The organism is Streptomyces peucetius, assembly GCF_025854275.1.
GTDB classification, from domain to species: domain Bacteria; phylum Actinomycetota; class Actinomycetes; order Streptomycetales; family Streptomycetaceae; genus Streptomyces; species Streptomyces peucetius_A.
Window position 1 is genome coordinate 7,348,302 of record NZ_CP107567.1, and the last position, 17,460, is coordinate 7,365,761.

Genomic DNA, 17,460 nt, shown 5'->3' on the forward strand with positions numbered 1-17,460 from the left:
AGAGGACACCGCCGTGGGCACACCCGCCACTGACGCGCGCGCGGAGTTCCAGGAGTTCTTCGAACGCCACTACGCGGAACTGGCTCGCCTCGCCCATCTGCTGACCGGCGAGGCGGACGCCGCCGACGACCTCGCCGCTGACGCGATGCTCGCTCTGTGGCACCGCTGGGACCGGGCCCGTGCCGCCGAGCACCCCGCCGCCTACGCCCGCGGTGTGGTCGCCAACCTGGCCCGCAGCCGCATCCGGAGCGCCGTCCGTGAGCGCCGCCGGGTCGCGCTGTTCTGGTCCCGGCGCTCCGACGCGTGCGAGGGCCCCGACGTGCCCGGGGTCGTCGACGTGCAGGAGGCGCTGCGCGCGCTGCCGTTCCGCAAGCGCGCCTGTGTCGTGCTGCGCCACGCCTTCGATCTGTCGGAACGCGACACATCCCTGGTGCTCGGCATCTCGGTCGGTACGGTCAAGAGCCAGACCTCCAAGGGCATGGCGGAACTGCAACGGCTGCTGGGCCCGAGGGCGGCCGCTGATCTGGTCGGAGGCAGGAAGTGACGGACGACGAGGTACGCGGGCGGCTGCGGGAGGCGGCGCGGTCGCACAGCCCGGACCGGGCGCGGATGCTCGCCCGCGTCGAACGCGGCATGGCCGAGGAGCAGCACCCGGCCGTCCCGCCGCCCATGGGCCTGTCGGGCCGGGTGCGGATCGCCGGAGCGACGGCGGCCGTCGTCGCGGTGCTGGCCCTCGGCGGTTACGCCGTGGCGGCCATGGGCCACGACGAGGACGACGCGACCGGCGTGGCAGCGCCCCCGGCCACGCCCTCCGCGCCGGCCGGAACCGGTGACGGCCGGCTGTGGGCCGACGGCTCGGTGGACCCGCACAGCAACAGCTACTGGGCGCAGTCCAATGTCACCGTGCAGAACGCCGGAGAACTGACCTCGCTCACCGTGGAGTTGCGCATCGCCAGGACCGGCGGCGTCGAGAGCACCGGCAACTGGCGCACCCGCCCCGCCGCCGACTTCGACTTCTCCGTACGGGAGGAGCGCGACGCCCTCGTGTACCGCTGGGTGCTGCGGCCCGGCCGCACCGTCCCGCCGGGCCGGCACGTCTTCGCCGGCCAGTACAACCACGCCGAGGGCGGCCGCGACGCGGGCGGCGACACGTACACCGTCCGGACCGGGGCGTCGGGCGAACCGGCCGAGGCCGACGGGGAGTTCACGCCCGCCCGAAGGTGAGCTGTTCAGCGTTTCCTCTCAGGAGGGCTCTTGCGATGGGCGCCATCCGGTTCGGGATGCTGCGTGACCTGCGTAAGATCCGACCGGACTTCAGCCGGGCCGTACCTCGTTCGACGGGCCCACGGCCTGGGCGAGCGGCCCGTGCCGGCGCCGGTCAGTGCGGTCCGTCGATCCGTGTGCGCTCTTCACGCACGGTTCTCCGCCCTCGCCTTTCCCCGAACGTCCGGCGATCGTCGCTTGCCGGTCCCTCGGCGAAAGGGCGAAACCCGCCGCCGGTACAGCAGTGGGCCGCACCTTCCGTTGACGGAGGGTGCGGCCCAAGTGCCTTGAGTGGAGATCGGCTTGAAGCCTGCGTTCACAAAGACGACGTGAGGTGCGTCAGCCGAGCGCTTCGGCGGCCTTACGCCGGATCCGCTTGGTACGACCGGATACGGCCAGGGCTCGCAGCACCGTCTCGTCGGGTGCCTCGGTGACGATACGGAGCTGGAGCCAGTCGCTCCAGGTGTCGATCAGCTCCGGAACGCGGCCCGGGGCAAGAGCTCCGGACCGGAGGTCCTCCAGGGCGCACAGTTCCCGGGCCCGGCGTTCACTGAACGCGCGGACCTCGGGCGCGAGGGACCGGATCCAGGTCTCCCGCTCGGTGCGGGGAAGCCGTTCCAGGGCCTCGCCCACGACACCCGAGGCGAGCGCGCCGTCCGGTTCGGCCCTGACGGCACCCAGCAGGGCGGCCCGGGCCGTGTCGGTTGCGAGTGCTGCCCGGTACAGCTCCCAGCGGGCATGGCTGTCGTGGGCGTCGGGCAGGGGTTTGCCCAGGTGGTCCTCCAGAACCCGCAGGGCGTCCCGCAGCTCGGGAGAGAGCTCAGCATCCGCCATTGGCCTTGAACCTTTCCATGGCGACTCGGATGTTCTCCCTGATGGTACGGAGGTTGTTGTCGACCACGGCCTTCTGCAAGCGGGACAGTTCGCCGTCGCCCGCCAGCGGCTTGCCGTTCTGGCCGATCCTGACTTCCTTGCCCTTACCGCCCTTGACGTGCGCGTGCGGCGGAGCGTGGTCATTGGAGTAGATCTGGATGGTGACGCCGCCCTCGTTGACGATCGTGCCCACGCCCGGGTATTCCGAGGCCGCGGCCAGGCCGGCCCCCGCCGGAACGGCAAGCGAAGCGGTGCGAACCGCCGCCGACTTGGGCTTCACCGGGCAGGCGCGGCCCTTGCCCTGCTTGGCGTCGTCGATGATCTTGCGGAACTTGTCCAGCGTCCGCTTGGCGGTGACGGAATTTTCCAGGAAACCGCCGATGCCACTGGCCACCCGGACGATCGCCTTGCCGACGGACCATGCCTTGGCGACGGGCACGGCCTTCGCCAGCGTCCACAGGCAGCTTTCGATGTCGCCCTCGGTGAAGCAGCGTTCAAGGTCGCGGTAGCCGATCTCCTCCAGGAGGATCTCGCCGCCGTTTGCCTTCAACCAGTCGAAGATGCCCTGTCCGGCCAATGCCTTGGCCGCACGGAACGCATCGACGCACCCCTGGCCGCACTCCCTGAGCAGTAGGGCTTCCTCGTCCTGGGTGAGGTCCGGTCCGGTGTCGCCACCATTGGCCTCGAGCCGTTCCTTGACTGCCTGCCTCTCCTGCTCACGCTCGGCGGCCTCGGCGCGGTCGGCGGCCTTGTCCGCCTCCGTGGCGCTCTCCACCGCTCGGGAGGCGGCGCTCTCCGCGGCGGTTGCGTCCTTCTCCGCCCGGGCAGCGGTGGCCTGGGCATTGCCGGCGTCCTTCTCCGCCGCCGTGGCCGCGGAGCTCGCGCTGCCGGCATCGCGCTCGGCATCGGTCGCTTCACGATCGGCGGCCGCGGCCGCCGATTCTGCGTCGCTCGCGGCGAACGATGCGTGCATGGCGTCGGCTCCGGCCTGCGCATCGTACTTCTGGGCGTTGGCGTCCGCCGTCTTCGCAGCTTCCGCGGCCTTGGCCGCTTCGGCGGCAGAGGCCCGGGCCGCGGCGACCGACTGGAGAGCCTTGGCCGCGTCCGCTGCGGCGGCAGCGGCAGCCTGTGCTGCGATCTTGGCGTCGCCGGCGGCCTTCGCTGCGAGAGCCTTGGCCGCGGCTGCCGCCTTCGCGGCCTCGTTGGCTTTGGCCTGGGCGGCAGCGGCCTGCTGTTCGGCGAGCGTCTTCGCGGTCTGGCCCACGAGCACCGCGAAGGCGGCGGACGTGTCCGTTTCCCGGTACGGGCTGCCGACAGAGATGGCCTGGTTGGCGGCGACGGTTACGGCGTGCGCCGCGTCCCGGGCGCCGACGGCCGCCTGGCCGGCGGCGAAGGCGAAGCCGGCGGTCTTCACCGCCCACGCCGTGGTCTGGGCCGCCTCGGCCTTCGCCGCGGTCGCTTCCTGACGGGCTTTGATGGCGGCGGCCTGTGCCTTCTTCGCCTCGGCCTCCGCGTTGCGGGCGTTGGCCTTGGCCGCCGCGGCCGCGTCGATGGCCTCGGCCGCGGCGGCGTGGGCGGTGGCCGCAGCCGCACTGGTGGTGAGGTAGGCCGACCAGGCGCTGTCGGCCGCGGCACGGGAACGTGCCGCGGCAGCGTCCGCGCGGGTGGCGGCGGCGCGGGCGTTCACCGCTGACGTGGAAGCGTCGTTCGCGGCGGCCCGGGCCCGCCCCGCGGCGCCCGACGCGTCGTTGGCGGCGCTGCGGGCCGTGGTCGCGGCCTGCCGCGCCTCGCCGGCGCTGCTGGTGCCGTCAGCGGCTGCCGCGGCGGCTTCGAGCGCCGATGCACGCGAGGCCGTGGCGTTCTTGTTCCGCTCGGCCGCTTCGGCATTGGCCCGGGCGAGCGTGGCCCGCGCCTCTGCCGCCTCGGCGGCCATGCGCTTCTCGGCGGCGGTGGCACCTGCCGCCTCGGCGGAGCCGCGCGCACGCCCGGCTTCCTCCCGCTGGGTCTGGGCACGCTGTTCGGCGGCTGCGGCCTTTTGCCGCTCACGGGTGGCGGTGGCGTGCTCCCGGGTGGCGTTGGCCTTCTCGGCCTCCGCGATGCCGCGCTGTCTCTTCGCCTCGGCCGCGCCGGCCTTGGCCGTCTGCTCCGCCGCTTCGGCGGTCGCCTGCGCGTTCTTCGCCTTGGTGGCGTTGGCGGCTGCTTCCTTGGCCTGGGCGGCGGCGGCCGTGGCGGCGGCCTTCGCCTGGGCGGCGGCCTCCTGGGCGGCGACCCTGCGGAACTCGGTGTTGATGGCATGCGCCTGTGTCTTGCTCAGGGAGTAGAGCGCGCCGCTGTCGGCCACGGTGGCCTTGGCGGCGTTGGAGGCCGTCAGGGCCGCCTTCGCCGCCGCCGTCGCGGCGGCCGCGGACGCCTTGGCCACCTGGGCCGACTGCTGCGCGTACAGCAGACCCCGCCCGCGGGGCGCTTTCACGGCGTCCGCTATGGCGTATCCGGCGTTCTGGGCGGTGGTGGCCTGGGCGGCAGCGGCTTTGGCGGCGGCGGCGGCCTTGTCGGCAACCGGCACCTTAGCCGCCGCGGCCTTGCGGGCCGCCGCGAGGTCGGTCTTGGCCTTGGTGAATTCTGCCGGCTTGGGGCGGAGGATGCTGTCGGGCCGTGCAGCCCAGTACTTCTGCCAGTAGAGGATCTGGTCGGCCCGCCAGGCCTGGTTCACAGCCTCGACCATGGCGGCTGTGGCCGTACGGACTTCCCGGGAGGCTTTGATCTCGGCTGCCACGATGTCGGCACGCGGCTTGGCCTGTGCCGCGTACTCGCTCTCCCACTCCGTGTGGGCCTGGAGCACCACCTCGGACAGCACACGGTGGAAGTCGATGGGGTTGGCGCTGTCGCAGCCTGCCCAGGCCATCTTGAGCAGTTCGACCTCGGAGCGGAACTCCATCGAGTTCGGCTCGGGGGTCTTCTTGGGGAACCCGCCATAGCGCAGGAAATTCGCCACGTCGTTGGCGGAGCCCGAGCCGCTGCCACCGTTGTGGCCCGGACCGAGCAGCTCGCTGCCGGCGAAGGACTGGTAGCTGCTCTCCCAGTTGTCCTCCGGAATCGGCAGACTTTTGAAGAGCTGGACGGCCTTGGCCATCGCCTCGTTGCCCGCTCGGGGAACGGGATCCCCCCATGCCTTGGGGTAGATGTCGCGCTGCGCGCCACCGAGGAAGGTGAGAACGCCGGCGGCGAACTCCGGGGCGAAGTAGTCCCGCCCGTCGAACGAGTTCGCCGAGGCGTAGGGCTTGTTGGCGGCGTTGAGGCTGTCGTGGCGCGCCCGGTACTGCTCGCCGTAGGCCGAGTCGGCGGCCTGGTCGCGGTCGTGCGCCTGTTTCACCGGTGCCCAGCCGGCCACGGTGTCCGTGAGTGCCGTGGCCACCTCGGCGTCGGTGCCCGCGAGTGCCTTCGACGCGGTGGCCTTCATCTCACTGCCGCCGAAACTGATGTAGCGGGCCGCCTGGCAGCGGTCCTCGCGAGCGTCGAAGCCGAGGCTGATGCGATTGCTTCGCAGCCATGGGTCGGTCGGGTGGTCGTTCGGCTCGTCAGCGGCCGCGGGGACGGCCGTGACGAGGCCGCCCAGGAGGGTCGCCGCGGTCGCCAAGATGATGCCTGACGTCATTCTCTTCGCCGGTCCGGCGCGTCTGCCGCGCCGTCGTCCGGGCAGGGGCACTCTTCGCACTTCGCAGCCTGTCTGCTCGACGTATGGGTCAGCCCAGGAGGAAGTACGCCAAGGGCCCTGCGGTCCACAGGCGATAAGACATGCCGTGTGGATGCATGATGGTCCTGCTGGAAGGTGCGCTGGTCGGTGCGCTGTCCACGATACGTGCGCTTGCCACGCACGGTTCTCCCCCGCCTTCCCCCCGAAGGCCCGGTGATCATCGCACGCCGGTCGGCAGCTTCGAAAGGGCGAATTTCCGCCGGTACGCTGGGGGTTGCACTCTCTGTTGAGGGAAGGTTCGGCCCAAGTGTACGGCGGTTGAACCGGCTTGGCCCTTTGCTAACGGGGGCGCCGCGAGATGCGATCGTGGTTTCAATACTGCGTGTCGGCCCGTGGGGTTACGTCGAACCGCGGTCACGGCTGAAGCGGCAAGGTGCCGAGGTACTGAAGGTGAAGGAGCAGGCGGCCGGGCCGCACGTTCGTCCGCACCTCGCGGTCCACGTGCGGAACCCGGCGCTCGCCGCATCCGCACGATCCGCCGCCGGTCGGCCGTGTGCTCGTCCGACAGCGGGCTCCGTGATCCGGATCACGGAGAAAGCCCGCTCTGCCCGGCAACCCCGCCTCCCGCGGTGGCGACCTGCACACGAAGGTCTGCACCCCCCACACCGAAGGGACCGGAACAATGAGCCGACACGAGCGGAGCCCACGCCGCCGCAAGGCGTTCGCCGCGCTGGGCGCGGCGCTCGGGCTGACCGCCGCCGGCATCGTCACCAACAGCATGCTCACGACCGCCGGCGCGGCGTCCCCCTGGCCGACGCCCAAGGGCAACAAGGCGGTGACCGCCACCATCGAGGTCTCCGGGACCTACGACGGCGGCCTGAAGCGCTTCTACGGCAGCGGTGACCTCGGTGACGGTGGCCAGGACGAAGGTCAGGACCCGATCTTCAAGCTCAAGGACGGCGCGGTCCTGAAGAACGTCGTGCTCGGCAGCCCCGCCGCCGACGGCGTCCACTGCATGGGCAGTTGCACCCTCCAGAACGTCTGGTGGGAGGACGTCGGCGAGGACGCGGCGAGCTTCAAGGGCAAGTCGTCCGGCTCGGTCTACGCCGTCTACGGCGGAGGCGCGCGGAAGGCGTCCGACAAGGTCTTCCAGTTCAACGGCGCGGGCAAGCTCGTCGTCACCAAGTTCCAGGTGGCCGACTTCGGCAAGCTGGTCCGCTCCTGCGGCAACTGCTCGACGCAGTACCGGCGTTCGATCATCGTGAACGACGTCGACGTCACCGCGCCCGGGAAGTCGCTCGTCGGCATCAACAGCAACTACGGCGACACGGCGGCGCTGCGCAACATCCGTATCCACGGCGACGGCGGCCGCAAGATGGAGCTGTGCGAGCGTTACGAGGGCAACGACGACGGCGACGAGCCGAGGAAGATCGGCAGCGGCCCCGACGGCACCCATTGCCGCTACAGCTCCTCCGACATCAGCTACGACTGAGGACCCGGCGAAAGGTGAAGGCCCCCGCCCGGCGCGCGCCCGGCGGGGGCTTCCTTGGTGACCGCGCGGGTCAGTCCGCGCTCCGCCAGGGCGTCCAGCCGTCCAGATATACCTCGCGCGTCGCCGACGCCGCCCCGACGCGGTCCAGTTGCGGCCGGTTCTCCGGGACGGTGATCCGGGCCCCGGGGCCGTTGTTGCGGTACTCGGCGTACCGCTGGGCCTGCCACGGGTGGGCGTCGCGCATGTTCGTGTACGGCGCGACGGCGTCGATGCCCGGACCGATCCGGCTGTCGCGCACCACCAGCGACGGCCATGCGGTCGGGTCCGAACTCGGCACCCAAGGCCGCGACAGTTTGTACGCGCCGTCCTCGGCGCCGCTGGTGAAGCGGCACCGCACGGCGAGCATGCCGTACGGGTTCGCGCGGGCGGTGGACGGGGCGAACACCATGCCCTTGGGCGTGAAGTCCACGTCCCGGGCGAGCGTGTGGAAGCGGCAGTGCTCGAACACCGCGCGTGCCCGTCCGAAGACGAAGTCGACGTCGCCCTGGACGTGGCAGTGCGAGAAGTACTGCCGGGCGACGGCGGACAGGGCGAGCGAGTCGGTGTACAGGGTGTCCTGGTGGCCGAGGAACCGGCAGTGGTGGAACGCCGAGCGGTCACCCATCACCTTGATCGCGACGGCCTGGGTGCCGCTGATCCCCGGATGGTCCGCCCGCAGCCAGTCGTTGGCGAAGGTGATCCAGCGGGCGGTGAAGCCGGCGGCGCGCACGGTGGTGGTGGCGGAGCCGCTGGTCCCGTAGGTCCCGGAGCCGTCCGGCCGCGGGGTGCCGGCCGCGTTGTCGTACACCAGGACGACGTCACGCGGGTCGCGGCCGGCGCCGATGAGGGTGAGACCGGCGCGCGACTCCGGGACCGTCACCACCTCGCGGTAGGTCCCCGGGGCGACGATCAGGGTGCGGCCGGGGCCGTCCGCCGCCGACACGGCGGCCTGGACGGTGGTGTGGTCGCCGAGCCCGCCGGGGTGGACGTACAGCGTCCCCGGCGTCAGCCGGGCCGTGGGCGAGCCGAACGGGCCGAAGGGCCCCGGCCGTCCGGCGGCGGCCGCCGGACGGTGGACGGCGAGGGAGAGCGCCGCTCCGGCGCCGGCGGCGAGCAGTGACCGGCGGGCGACGCCGGTGGAGTGTGTGGTCATGGTGGGTCCCTTCCGGGGTCAGCGCAGCCGGCCGGCGCCCGCGCGATGGGTGACCAGGGCGGGCACGGCCCGCGGGTGGTCGACGCGGGTCCGCAGGACGGGAGTCCAGCCGGCGTCGGGGCGGAGAGTCTCCTCGGGCACCTCCGCGTTGTGGACGGCCAGCAGGTCCACCGGCCGGCCGTTCACGTAGTTGTCCTCCGTCGTGACGGGCGCGTCCTTCCACTTCTTCAGGATCCGGCCGGCGCCGACACCGGCCGGGAGCGCGAAGGAGTTCCGTTCGGCCACGAGCTGTGACTCGGCTCCGATACCGAAGCTGTAGCCGTAGGTGTCCGGGTCGACGACGTAGTGGTTGTTGTACGCGTCGACCTTGCCGAAGCGGACGCGCGGGGCGCGCTCCACGATGTCCCGGAACAGGTTGTGGTGCAGGGTGACCCGCAGCCTGCCGCGGTCGGTGTCGCCGGCGCTGTCGCTGTTGCCGATCATCAGCGTCTTGTCGTGGTCGGCGAAGACGTTCCAGGAGGCGGTCACCAGGTCCGCGCCCCTGACGATGTCGAGCTCGCCGTCGTGCTGCTGGTACAGCTGCCCGTAGTACCTGGGCAGCGAACTGTCGGGGTGGCGCCCGTCGGTGAAGGTGTTGTGGTCGATCCACACATGGGTGGAGCCGTACACCACGAGGCTGTCGTACTCGGAGTTCCACGCCCCGTTCGCGCCGTCGGTGGGGTCCCACTGGGGGAAGCAGTCCAGCGGGCTCTCCAGGGTGAGGTTGCGGACGATGATGTTGTCCACGCCCTTGATCTGCAGACTGGCACCGACGATGCCCGCGTCCCGGCCGACGCCGACGATGGTGGTGTTGGCCGGCACGTACGCCTTGACGGCCTTCGCCTGGTTGTCGGCCGACCGGGCGCGCAGGTCCTCCTGCGGGCCGTCGACCGGGGTGTCGCGGCCCCAGACGTCGGGGTGGTAGTCGGCGAGGTAGGTGTCGAAGTCGTATCCCTCGGCCTCGAACGCTCCGCATCCGGACGCCGTGGCGTCGAGGGTGCCCTTGACCTTGATGATCCGGGGCGCGTCGCCGTCTGCCGCGAGCGCCGCTCTGAACTCCTCCCAGGTGGTGACGGTGTGGACGTGCGCGCGGTCGGCGTCCGCGCCGCCCGTGGTGCCGGTGCCGAGCGACGCCCAGCCGTCGTGGGCGGGCAGGGTACGCCGGGCCACCTCCCGGTCCCGGTCCCGGTCCCGGTCGCGGTCCTGGTGCGGCGCGGCTTCGGCGGTCGCGGTCACGGACAGGACCAGCGCGGTGCATCCCAGGACTGCCTTGACGGCGCGTCCCTGACGTCTCTTCACAGACATGGTGCGGCTCTCTTCCGTTTCAGCCGGCCTGCGGCCAGGTGATCCATGACTCGGGGATCTCGTCGTCGAGACGGCGTACGTCGCGCGGCGCGAGCACACGGGCCCGCAGCAGCTCTTCCGTGACCATCCGTGCGACCGCGATCGCGCCCGGCGGGTTGAAATGGGTGTTGTCCTGTTCGGTTGACGTCCAGTTGAAGTACGCCTTCGTCCCCTCGGGGCCCAGCTCCTGCCAGCGGGCGATGGAGCGGGCCTGGATGTCCAGGAGCGCGGTGCCGGTCGCGGTGGCGACCGCCCGCATCGCCGCCGGGTAGTCGCCGTGGGTGGGGACCGCGGAGCCCTGCGCGTCGAACCTGCGCCGCTCGACGGAGGTCGCGAGCACCGGAACGGCGCCACGTGCGCGGGCCCCCTCGACGTAGCGGCGCAGGTGTTCCTGGTACGTCGACCACGGCTCGGTGTACCGCGTGGGGTCGGCGCTCTTCGCGTCGTTGTGGCCGAACTGCACGAGCAGCACGTCACCGGGGCGGATCCGGTCCCAGACGGCGTCCAGCCGGCCCTCGTCGACGAAGCTCTTCGAACTGCGGCCGTTCACCGCGTGGTTGTCGACGCGCAGGGCCTTGCCCAGGAAGAAGGGGAACGCCATGCCCCATCCCGTCTCCGGGGCGGCGTCGGCGTACTTCTGCGCGGCGGTCGAGTCGCCCGCGATGAACAGCGTGCGCGTCCGGCGGCCGTCGGCGCGGGCCGGGGCGGCCGGGGCCGCGGCGATCGTGAGCGGGACGCCCGCGACGGCCGCGACCACCTGGCGTCGGGTGGGCGTCACTTGTTCTGCTGCTTCCACTCGGCCTGCGCCTCGTTCAGCTGCTCGGCGAGCGTGTCGAGGAAGTCCTTCGCGGACATCTTGCCGAGCAGCACCTTCTGGAAGCCCGGCTCGTTCTCGGCCTTGGAGATGGTGTTCCAGTCGGGCAGGTAGTACGGCAGCTGCACGATCTTCGTCGTACCGCTGAACAGCGCCTCGGCCGCCAGCTTGGTGGGCTCCGCCTTCTGCACCCACGGGTCCTTCGCCGCGTCGGTGTGGGCGGGTATCGCGCCGGCCGACTCGTTCCACTTGCTGTTGGACTCGTGCGAGGCGGCGAACTCGATGAACTTCCAGGCCGCGGCCTTGTTCTTGCTGGACTTGAACAGGCCGAGCCCGTCGACCGGGTTGGAGACCTGCACCCGCGTCCCGTCCTCCGCCGTGGGGAGCGGAATGCCGCGGAACTTCTCCGTGCCCAGCGCCTTCACATGGTCCTTGTAGGAGCCGAGGTTGTGGTTGAGCATGCCGATCTCGCCGCTGTCCCACTGGGCGACCATCTTGGTGAAGTCGTTGTTCACATCGGCGGCCGGGGTGTTCTTCTTGAAGAGGGCCGCGTACTTCTCCAGCGCCGCCACGTTCTTCGGGTCGTTGACGGTGGTGCGGTCGCCGTTCCAGAAGGTGTCGATCCCGCTCTGGCCGTACATCGCGTCCAGCGCCTGGGCGATGGAACCGGCGCCGCCGCGGATCGTGTACCCGAAGCGGTTCTTGTCCTTGGCGGTCAGCCGGTCGGCGGCAGTGTAGAACTTCGACCAGGTGGTCGGCGCCTGAAGGCCCGCCTCCTTGAAGAGGTCGGTGCGGTAGTACAGCACACCGTTGCTGGCGGAGGTCGGCACCGTGAACATACGGTCCTGGCCGCCCGCGGCCTTCACGCTCTCCACCATGCCGGCGTTCAGCTTGCCGTCGAGGGAGCTCGCGGCGATGCGCTCGTCGAGGGGCTCCAGCGCGCCCTGGGCGGCGATCCCGGCCAGCATCGCGGCTCCGACACCGCCGACGTCGGGCAGGCCGCCGCCCTGGATGGCGGTGTCGTACTTGGACTGGACCTCGGTCGAGGCGACGCCGACATAGTCGACCTTGATCTCCGGGTGCTTCTTCTCGAAGTCGGCGATGATCGCCTTCCACACATCGGTGCGGACACCGCCGTTGTTGTCCCAGAAGGTGATCTCGCCCTTGCCGGAGCCCTCGTCGCCCTTGTCTCCGGCGGCTCCGCCACCGCCGTCGCCGCAGGCGGTTGCGGTCAGCGCGAGGACCGAGGCCAGAGCGAGGACACCGGCGGCTCTGCCGTGTCCTGACCGGAAGATGTTCATCATCGGCTCATTTCTGCTGGTACGGATGTGCGGGGTGTGCGGGGTGTGCGTGGTGCGTGCACGGGTGTGATGCGGAACCGGGTGAAGGTCGCGGCGCCGGCGTGACCCGTCGCCGCGGGCCCGTCGCCCGGCGCGGCGGCGAACAGGCCGAGGAGGGCGCCGACCCAGCGCCACGGGGCAGCGGTGAAAACCTGGCCGGACGGCAGTAACCCGGTGTCCGGCGCGCCGGGCACCGCGGCCGAGAACCGGCACCGGGCCCCCGGCCCGACCTCGATCCGCAGCCGTGCCCGTCCACGGGGCGCCGGGCGCCGGTGTGCGGCGTCCCGTTCCGCGTCCGCCGTGGCCTCGGCGAACCGGTGCACCAGATGCACCGCACCGTCGGCCGCCCGCTCGAGACCGATCCAGCAGAACGCGTCACCGAGCACGGCGAGTCCGGCCCGTGCCCCCGGCTCCTCGCTGTCCAGGCGCAGTTCGACCTCGACGACGGCCTCGTCGCCCGGCAGCCGCTGGGTGAGAACGTGCGGCAGCCTGCGCAGATCGTGCGCGTCGTCGCCGCGTACGCACGTCAGCCGCAGACCGTCGCCCGAGTGCAGCGTCACCCAGCCGTCCCCCGGATTGGCCGCCCACTGCCACTGGCGGCCGTGGCGCCCGCCGGGAAACGCGTCGTCGGTGGCCGGCGCGCACCGGGGCTGCCGGGGCAGATCGGGCTTGGGGTGGCGGAGCACGGGCGAGCCGTCCTCGCCGAGCACGGGCCAGCCGTCGTCGTCCCACTGCATCGGCTGGAGATGGACCACTCGCCCGTACGCGCCGCGCTCCTGGAAGTGCAGGAACCAGTCCTCGCCGTACCGGGTCCGCACCCAGCCGCCCTGGTGGGGGCCGTTGACGGGGGTGGTCCCCTGTTCGAGCACGACGCGCTCCTCGTAGGGACCGAAGAAGTCACGGGAGCGCAGGGCGCCCTGCCAGCCGGTCGCGACTCCTCCGGCGGGAGCGAGGATCCAGAACCACCCGTCGTGCCGGTACAGCTTCGGGCCCTCGAGGGTGAACCAGCCGGGAAGTGCGTCACCGTCGACGACGGTCCGGCCGCCGTCGAGCAGCGCGCTGCCGTCGGGGCGCATGCGGTGCCCGGTGAGCCGGTTCTTGATGCCGGAGCGGGACCTGGCCCACGCGTGCACGAGGTACGCCTCGCCGGTCTCCTCGTCCCACAGCGGACAGGGGTCGATCAGCCCCCTGCCCTCCTTCACCAGGTGCGGGCGGCTCCAGCCCTTCCTGATGTCGGGCGAGCTGATCTGCCAGATGCCGTGATCGGGGTCGCCCCAGAAGATCCAGAAGCGGCCGTCGTGGTGCCGGATCGAGGGCGCCCACACCCCGCCGTCGTGCCGGGGAGCGGTGAACGCGGCCGCCGGTTCCAGGCTTTCCAGCGCGTGCCCCACCAGGCTCCAGTTGACCAGGTCGCGGGAGTGCAGCAGCGGCAGTCCCGGGGCCCGGCCGAAGCTGGACGCCGTGAGATAGAAGTCGTCGCCGACCGCGACGACGTCGGGGTCGGACCAGTCCGCGTTCAGCACCGGATTGCGGTACGTCCCGTCGCCGAGGTCTCCGGTGATCACGCGGTCACCGCCTTGCGGACCAGCGCCGCCGCGCCCGCACGGTCCAGACGCCCGTCGGCGACCACGGTCACCACACGGCGCACCGCGGTCTCCCCGGGCGCGATCGGCAGCCGCTCGCCGTGCGCCAGCGACGAACCCACCCCGGGGTACTCGGCGGCCCGGACGAACCACGGATCCTCGCGGGTGCGCCCGGTCGCCCCGGCGAACACCAGCGTCCAGTCCGCGCCGGCGAGCGCCAGCCAGTCGGCGCGCCCGCCGTGCGCGGCGGTCTCGCCGTCGGCGTGCGCCGTGAAGACCGCCGGGGGCGACGGCTCCTTCGGTGCCCGCCAGAAGAAGCCGCCGTACGCGGCGCCCGGCCGTCCGTTGGTGGCCGGGCTGCCGACGGACAGATCCGTCCCTGCCGTGTTGGTCAGGGAGAAGGTGAGGTCCAGGGCCCACGCCGTGTCGGTCAGCGCGGTGACCGCGACCGTGCGGTGCTCCCGCAGCAGGGTGCGCTCACCGGCGACCCAGCTCAGCTCCTCGACGAAGCCGTCCCTGTCGCACAGCTTGAACCCGGTGTGCCGCTGTTCCCCGTGGTTGTCGAGTTCGGTCGGACCGCTGCCGCGCACGAAGGTGCGCCCGCCCCAGAAGTTGTGCCCCGCCACGTCCGGCACCGCGACCGACACACCCACATGGTGCCGGTGGTCCAGCGGCCTCAGCTCGGTGACCGGCACACCGCCGAGCGTGGTGAGCGGATGGAGATACGGCCGCGGGGAGGAGCGGCGGTCCATGTCGGGCAGGAAGGTGTAACGCGCGACGGGGCGTCCGGAGCAGCAGAGTGTGATCGTGTCGGTCATGATGCGGCGACCTCCGCGGGACGCGCCCAGGGGGCGCCGAGTTCGGAGTAGAGACGCAGGGACGTGGCGCCGGCGGCGACCAGCGCGTCGACGCCCGGGACCACCCGCCGCGGTGCGCCGCCGTCCTGGGCGAAGTGCCATGCGGACGGCGGAAGTTCCACCGGGTCGGGTGCCGTGCGGACGGCCTCCACGACGCGCATGAAGGCGCCGCAGACCTCGGGCGGCGCGAGCAGGGCGGCGCCTTCCGTCAGATGCCGGACGAGGTTCTCCAGCAGGTCGGTCCTGCCGTGGACACTCTCCTCCGGGCCGTGTCCGGTCCGTTGCAGCAGCACCTGGTCCTGCTTGTACCAGAAGGTGATCCGGCCCCGGGTGCCGTGCACCATGACGTACGGCTCGGCGGCGGCCTTGGCGCACAGGGTCGCCGCCACGGTGACCCGCCCGCCGCGCGCCGTCGTGACCCGGACGCAGGAGGTGTCGTCGGACTCGACGGCGTTGGCCCGGAACAGCTCGGTCTCGACGCGTGCCACGTCCTCGGCGCGCGTGCTGCCCGCCAGCGCCAGTGCCGTCGACACCGCGTGGGCGAGCGGGTTCGTCAGGACCCCGTCGACCACGTCGACGCCGTCGAGCCGGCGGCGGCCCGCCCAGGGCGAGCGCCGGAAGTACGCCTCGTCGCGCACCCACGCCCCCGCCGCCCCGATGCCGCGCACGTCGCCGATCGCGCCGTCGTCGAGGAGCGAACGGATCGCGGGCAGCGCGTGCGAACCCAGCGCCTGGAACCCGATCTGACAGGCCGCCCCCGCCGCCGCGACCCCGTCGGCCATCCGCCGGAACTCCGCGTACGAGGGGGCCGGTGGCTTCTCCAGCAGCAGGTGCGCACCGCGCCGGGCGGCCACCAGGGCCAGGTCCGTGTGCGTCTGGATCGGGGTGCAGACGACCGCGATCCGGGCGCCGGTGGAGGCCAGCAGCGAGTCGAGGTCCGGCGACTGCTCGGCGCCGGGGAAGCCGTCGAGCTCCTGCGGGCCGAGCGGCCGGACGTCGCAGACCCCGGCCAGCCGCACCAGCCCCCGCCGTTGCAGGCGCGCGATGTTCGCCAGGTGGTGGCCGCCGTGGCCACGGGCGCCGACGAGCACCACGGGCAGCGGTTCGCGTACGGTGCTCATCCCTTCACCGCCCCTGCGCTGAAGCCGGTGATCAGCCACTTCTGGATGAACGCGAACACGATCACCACGGGGACGGCGGCGATGACCCCGCCCGCAGCCAGCGCGCCGAGGTCGACGCTGTCCGCGCCCATCAGGGTGTTGAGACCCACCGGGATGGTCTGCTTGTCCTGGTTGTTGAGGAACATCAGGGCGAACAGGAAGTGGTTCCAGGCATGCACGAACGCGAAGGACCCGACCGCGATCAGCCCCGGCCGCAACAGCGGGAGCACGACCACACGGAAGGCGCTGAACCGGTTGCAGCCGTCCACCCAGGCCGCCTCCTCCAGGGAGTACGGCACGTTCTTGATGAACCCGCTGATGAGGATCATCGACAGCGGCAGCTGGAAGACGGTCTCCGCGATGATGATGCTGCCCAGCGAGTTGATCATCCGCAGGCTCGCGAAGATCTCGAAGAGCGGGACCAGCAGCAGCGCGCCCGGCACGAACTGGGAGCACAGCAGGGCCAGCATGAAGCCCTTCTTCAGGCGGAAGTCGAAGCGGGCGAGCGCGTAGCCGCCGGCCAGGGCGACCACCGTGGTCATCACGAGGACGGCGAGACCGGTGAGAAGGCTGTTCTGGAAGTAGACGGCGAAGCTGCGCTCGGTCCACACCTTCACGAAGTGCTCGCCGGTCATCGGCCACGGCACCAGCGAGGTGGACCCGGAGGGCCGTACGGCGAAGAGCAGGATCCAGTAGAAGGGGACGAGCGTGAAGAGGAGATAGACGCCGAGCGGCAGATAGATCTGCCACCGCGGCACCTCGTCCCAGGCACGCCGGCGGCGCCCCGGGGCGGGCGGCGGTGCGGGAGCGGCCGCCTCGGGTGCGGGGGAACGGGTGCACGTGGCCGCAGTGGTGATCACTTGTTCTCGCCTCCGAACTTGCTCAGGCGCAGATAGACCATCGAGAAGAAGAGCAGAATCACGAACGCCACCGTCGTCAGTGCCGACGCGTAGCCGAAGTCGTGGGCGTCGACGCTGGTGTTGGCGATGTAGAGCGGCAGCGTGGTGGTCTCGCCGGCCGGTCCGCCGCCGGTGAGGGTGTAGAGCAGGTCGACGTTGTTGAACTCCCACACCGCCCGCAGCAGTGTGGAGAGGATGATCGCGTCCTTCAGGTGCGGCAGTGTGATGTGCAGGAACTGCCGCAGCCGGCTCGCACCGTCCACCTCGGCCGCCTCGTACAGGTCCTTGGGCACGGACTGGAGGTCGGCGAGGATGAGGATCGCGAAGAACGGCACGCCGCGCCACAGATCGGCGACGATCACCGCGGGGAAGACGGTCGCGGTGTCGGAGAGCCACGAGGTGCCGTACTCGCCGATGCCGAGGTCCGCCAGGTAACGGGTGAGGCCGGTCTGGGAGTTGTAGAGCAGCACCCAGATCGCGGAGGTCAGCACCCCGGAGACGGCCCACGGCGAGAACACCAGCGCCCGGCCGAGCGCCCGGCCGGCGAAGGTCTGATTGATGATCAGCGCGAGCGCCAGCCCGAACAGCAGCTGCAGGCTCACCTCGACCACGACCCACTTGAGGCTGAAGGTCAGGGTGTCCCAGAACTGCGGGTCGTCCGTGAAGATCGTCGTGAAGTTCGAGAGCCCGGCGAAGCCGTTGCGCCACGGCTTGGTCGGGTTGTACTCCTGCAGGCTGTAGTAGAAGACGCTCAGCACCGGGTACGCGATGAAACCGAGCAACAGCAGCCCGGCGGGAGCGATCAGCAGATACGGCAGCCGGCGCGGGACCGCTCCCGTGCGGCGGCCGGGCGCTCCGGGACGCCGGGTCGGCGGCCCTGGCGATTTCTGCGCCACAGCTTGGGCCATGACTG

The 17,460-nt window shown here is 71.5% G+C and carries 14 protein-coding genes; 3 read left to right on the plus strand and 11 right to left on the minus strand.

Features of this window, described 5'->3' with window-relative positions; all coding sequences use genetic code 11:
* Positions 1-13: 13 nt before the first annotated feature.
* Together OGH68_RS33155 and OGH68_RS33160 are read left to right on the plus strand one after the other, a co-directional pair.
* Positions 14-544, plus strand: a complete 531-nt coding sequence (locus OGH68_RS33155; RefSeq protein WP_264249126.1) for a SigE family RNA polymerase sigma factor — start codon at positions 14-16, stop codon at positions 542-544.
* A complete protein-coding gene (locus OGH68_RS33160) occupies positions 541-1,224 on the plus strand; it encodes a hypothetical protein (RefSeq protein ID WP_264249127.1) in 684 nt (227 codons plus the stop codon). Before OGH68_RS33155 ends, OGH68_RS33160 begins: the two co-directional genes overlap by 4 nt.
* A gap of 378 nt (positions 1,225-1,602) precedes the next feature.
* Here OGH68_RS33160 and OGH68_RS33165 read toward each other — a convergent pair whose 3' ends face one another.
* Positions 1,603-2,097, minus strand: coding sequence for a hypothetical protein (locus OGH68_RS33165; protein ID WP_264249128.1), 495 nt, complete (start codon positions 2,095-2,097; stop codon positions 1,603-1,605).
* A complete protein-coding gene (locus OGH68_RS33170) occupies positions 2,084-5,788 on the minus strand; it encodes a hypothetical protein (protein ID WP_264249130.1) in 3,705 nt (1,234 codons plus the stop codon). The genes OGH68_RS33165 and OGH68_RS33170 overlap by 14 nt, the downstream gene beginning before the upstream one ends.
* Positions 5,789-6,509: 721 nt before the next feature.
* Between OGH68_RS33170 and OGH68_RS33175 the strand changes: the two genes are divergently transcribed.
* Positions 6,510-7,319, plus strand: a complete 810-nt coding sequence (locus tag OGH68_RS33175) for a pectate lyase (protein WP_264249131.1) — start codon at positions 6,510-6,512, stop codon at positions 7,317-7,319.
* Between the two features lie 70 nt (positions 7,320-7,389).
* Here the strand turns inward: OGH68_RS33175 and OGH68_RS33180 are convergent, their stop codons facing one another.
* Genes OGH68_RS33180 through OGH68_RS33220 form a run of 9 tightly spaced genes read right to left on the minus strand, consistent with a single transcriptional unit; the run spans position 7,390 to position 17,455 of the window.
* The gene (locus tag OGH68_RS33180; RefSeq protein ID WP_264249132.1) at positions 7,390-8,511 is read right to left on the minus strand and encodes a pectinesterase family protein; all 1,122 of its coding nucleotides are present in this window, start codon (positions 8,509-8,511) and stop codon (positions 7,390-7,392) included.
* Between the two features lie 18 nt (positions 8,512-8,529).
* Positions 8,530-9,855, minus strand: coding sequence for a polysaccharide lyase family 1 protein (locus OGH68_RS33185; RefSeq protein WP_264249133.1), 1,326 nt, complete (start codon positions 9,853-9,855; stop codon positions 8,530-8,532).
* 19 nt (positions 9,856-9,874) lie between these two features.
* The gene (locus tag OGH68_RS33190; protein ID WP_264249134.1) at positions 9,875-10,672 is read right to left on the minus strand and encodes a rhamnogalacturonan acetylesterase; all 798 of its coding nucleotides are present in this window, start codon (positions 10,670-10,672) and stop codon (positions 9,875-9,877) included.
* The gene (locus OGH68_RS33195; RefSeq protein ID WP_264250410.1) at positions 10,669-12,009 is read right to left on the minus strand and encodes an ABC transporter substrate-binding protein; all 1,341 of its coding nucleotides are present in this window, start codon (positions 12,007-12,009) and stop codon (positions 10,669-10,671) included. The genes OGH68_RS33190 and OGH68_RS33195 overlap by 4 nt, the downstream gene beginning before the upstream one ends.
* Positions 12,009-13,610: a family 43 glycosylhydrolase gene (locus tag OGH68_RS33200; RefSeq protein ID WP_413471141.1), complete on the minus strand. Its 1,602-nt coding sequence runs from the start codon at positions 13,608-13,610 to the stop codon at positions 12,009-12,011. Before OGH68_RS33200 ends, OGH68_RS33195 begins: the two co-directional genes overlap by 1 nt.
* Positions 13,610-14,449, minus strand: a complete 840-nt coding sequence (locus OGH68_RS33205) for a PmoA family protein (protein WP_264249137.1) — start codon at positions 14,447-14,449, stop codon at positions 13,610-13,612. Before OGH68_RS33205 ends, OGH68_RS33200 begins: the two co-directional genes overlap by 1 nt.
* Complete coding sequence (locus tag OGH68_RS33210) at positions 14,446-15,609, minus strand: Gfo/Idh/MocA family protein (RefSeq protein ID WP_264249138.1); 1,164 nt, start codon at positions 15,607-15,609, stop codon at positions 14,446-14,448. The genes OGH68_RS33205 and OGH68_RS33210 overlap by 4 nt, the downstream gene beginning before the upstream one ends.
* Entirely contained in the window at positions 15,606-16,508 is a 903-nt protein-coding gene (locus OGH68_RS33215; protein WP_413471065.1) for a carbohydrate ABC transporter permease, read from the minus strand. Before OGH68_RS33215 ends, OGH68_RS33210 begins: the two co-directional genes overlap by 4 nt.
* Positions 16,505-17,455 carry a carbohydrate ABC transporter permease gene (locus OGH68_RS33220; protein ID WP_264249139.1) on the minus strand — a complete coding sequence of 317 codons (951 nt, stop codon included), beginning with the start codon at positions 17,453-17,455 and terminating at the stop codon, positions 16,505-16,507. The genes OGH68_RS33215 and OGH68_RS33220 overlap by 4 nt, the downstream gene beginning before the upstream one ends.
* Positions 17,456-17,460: the final 5 nt, after the last annotated feature.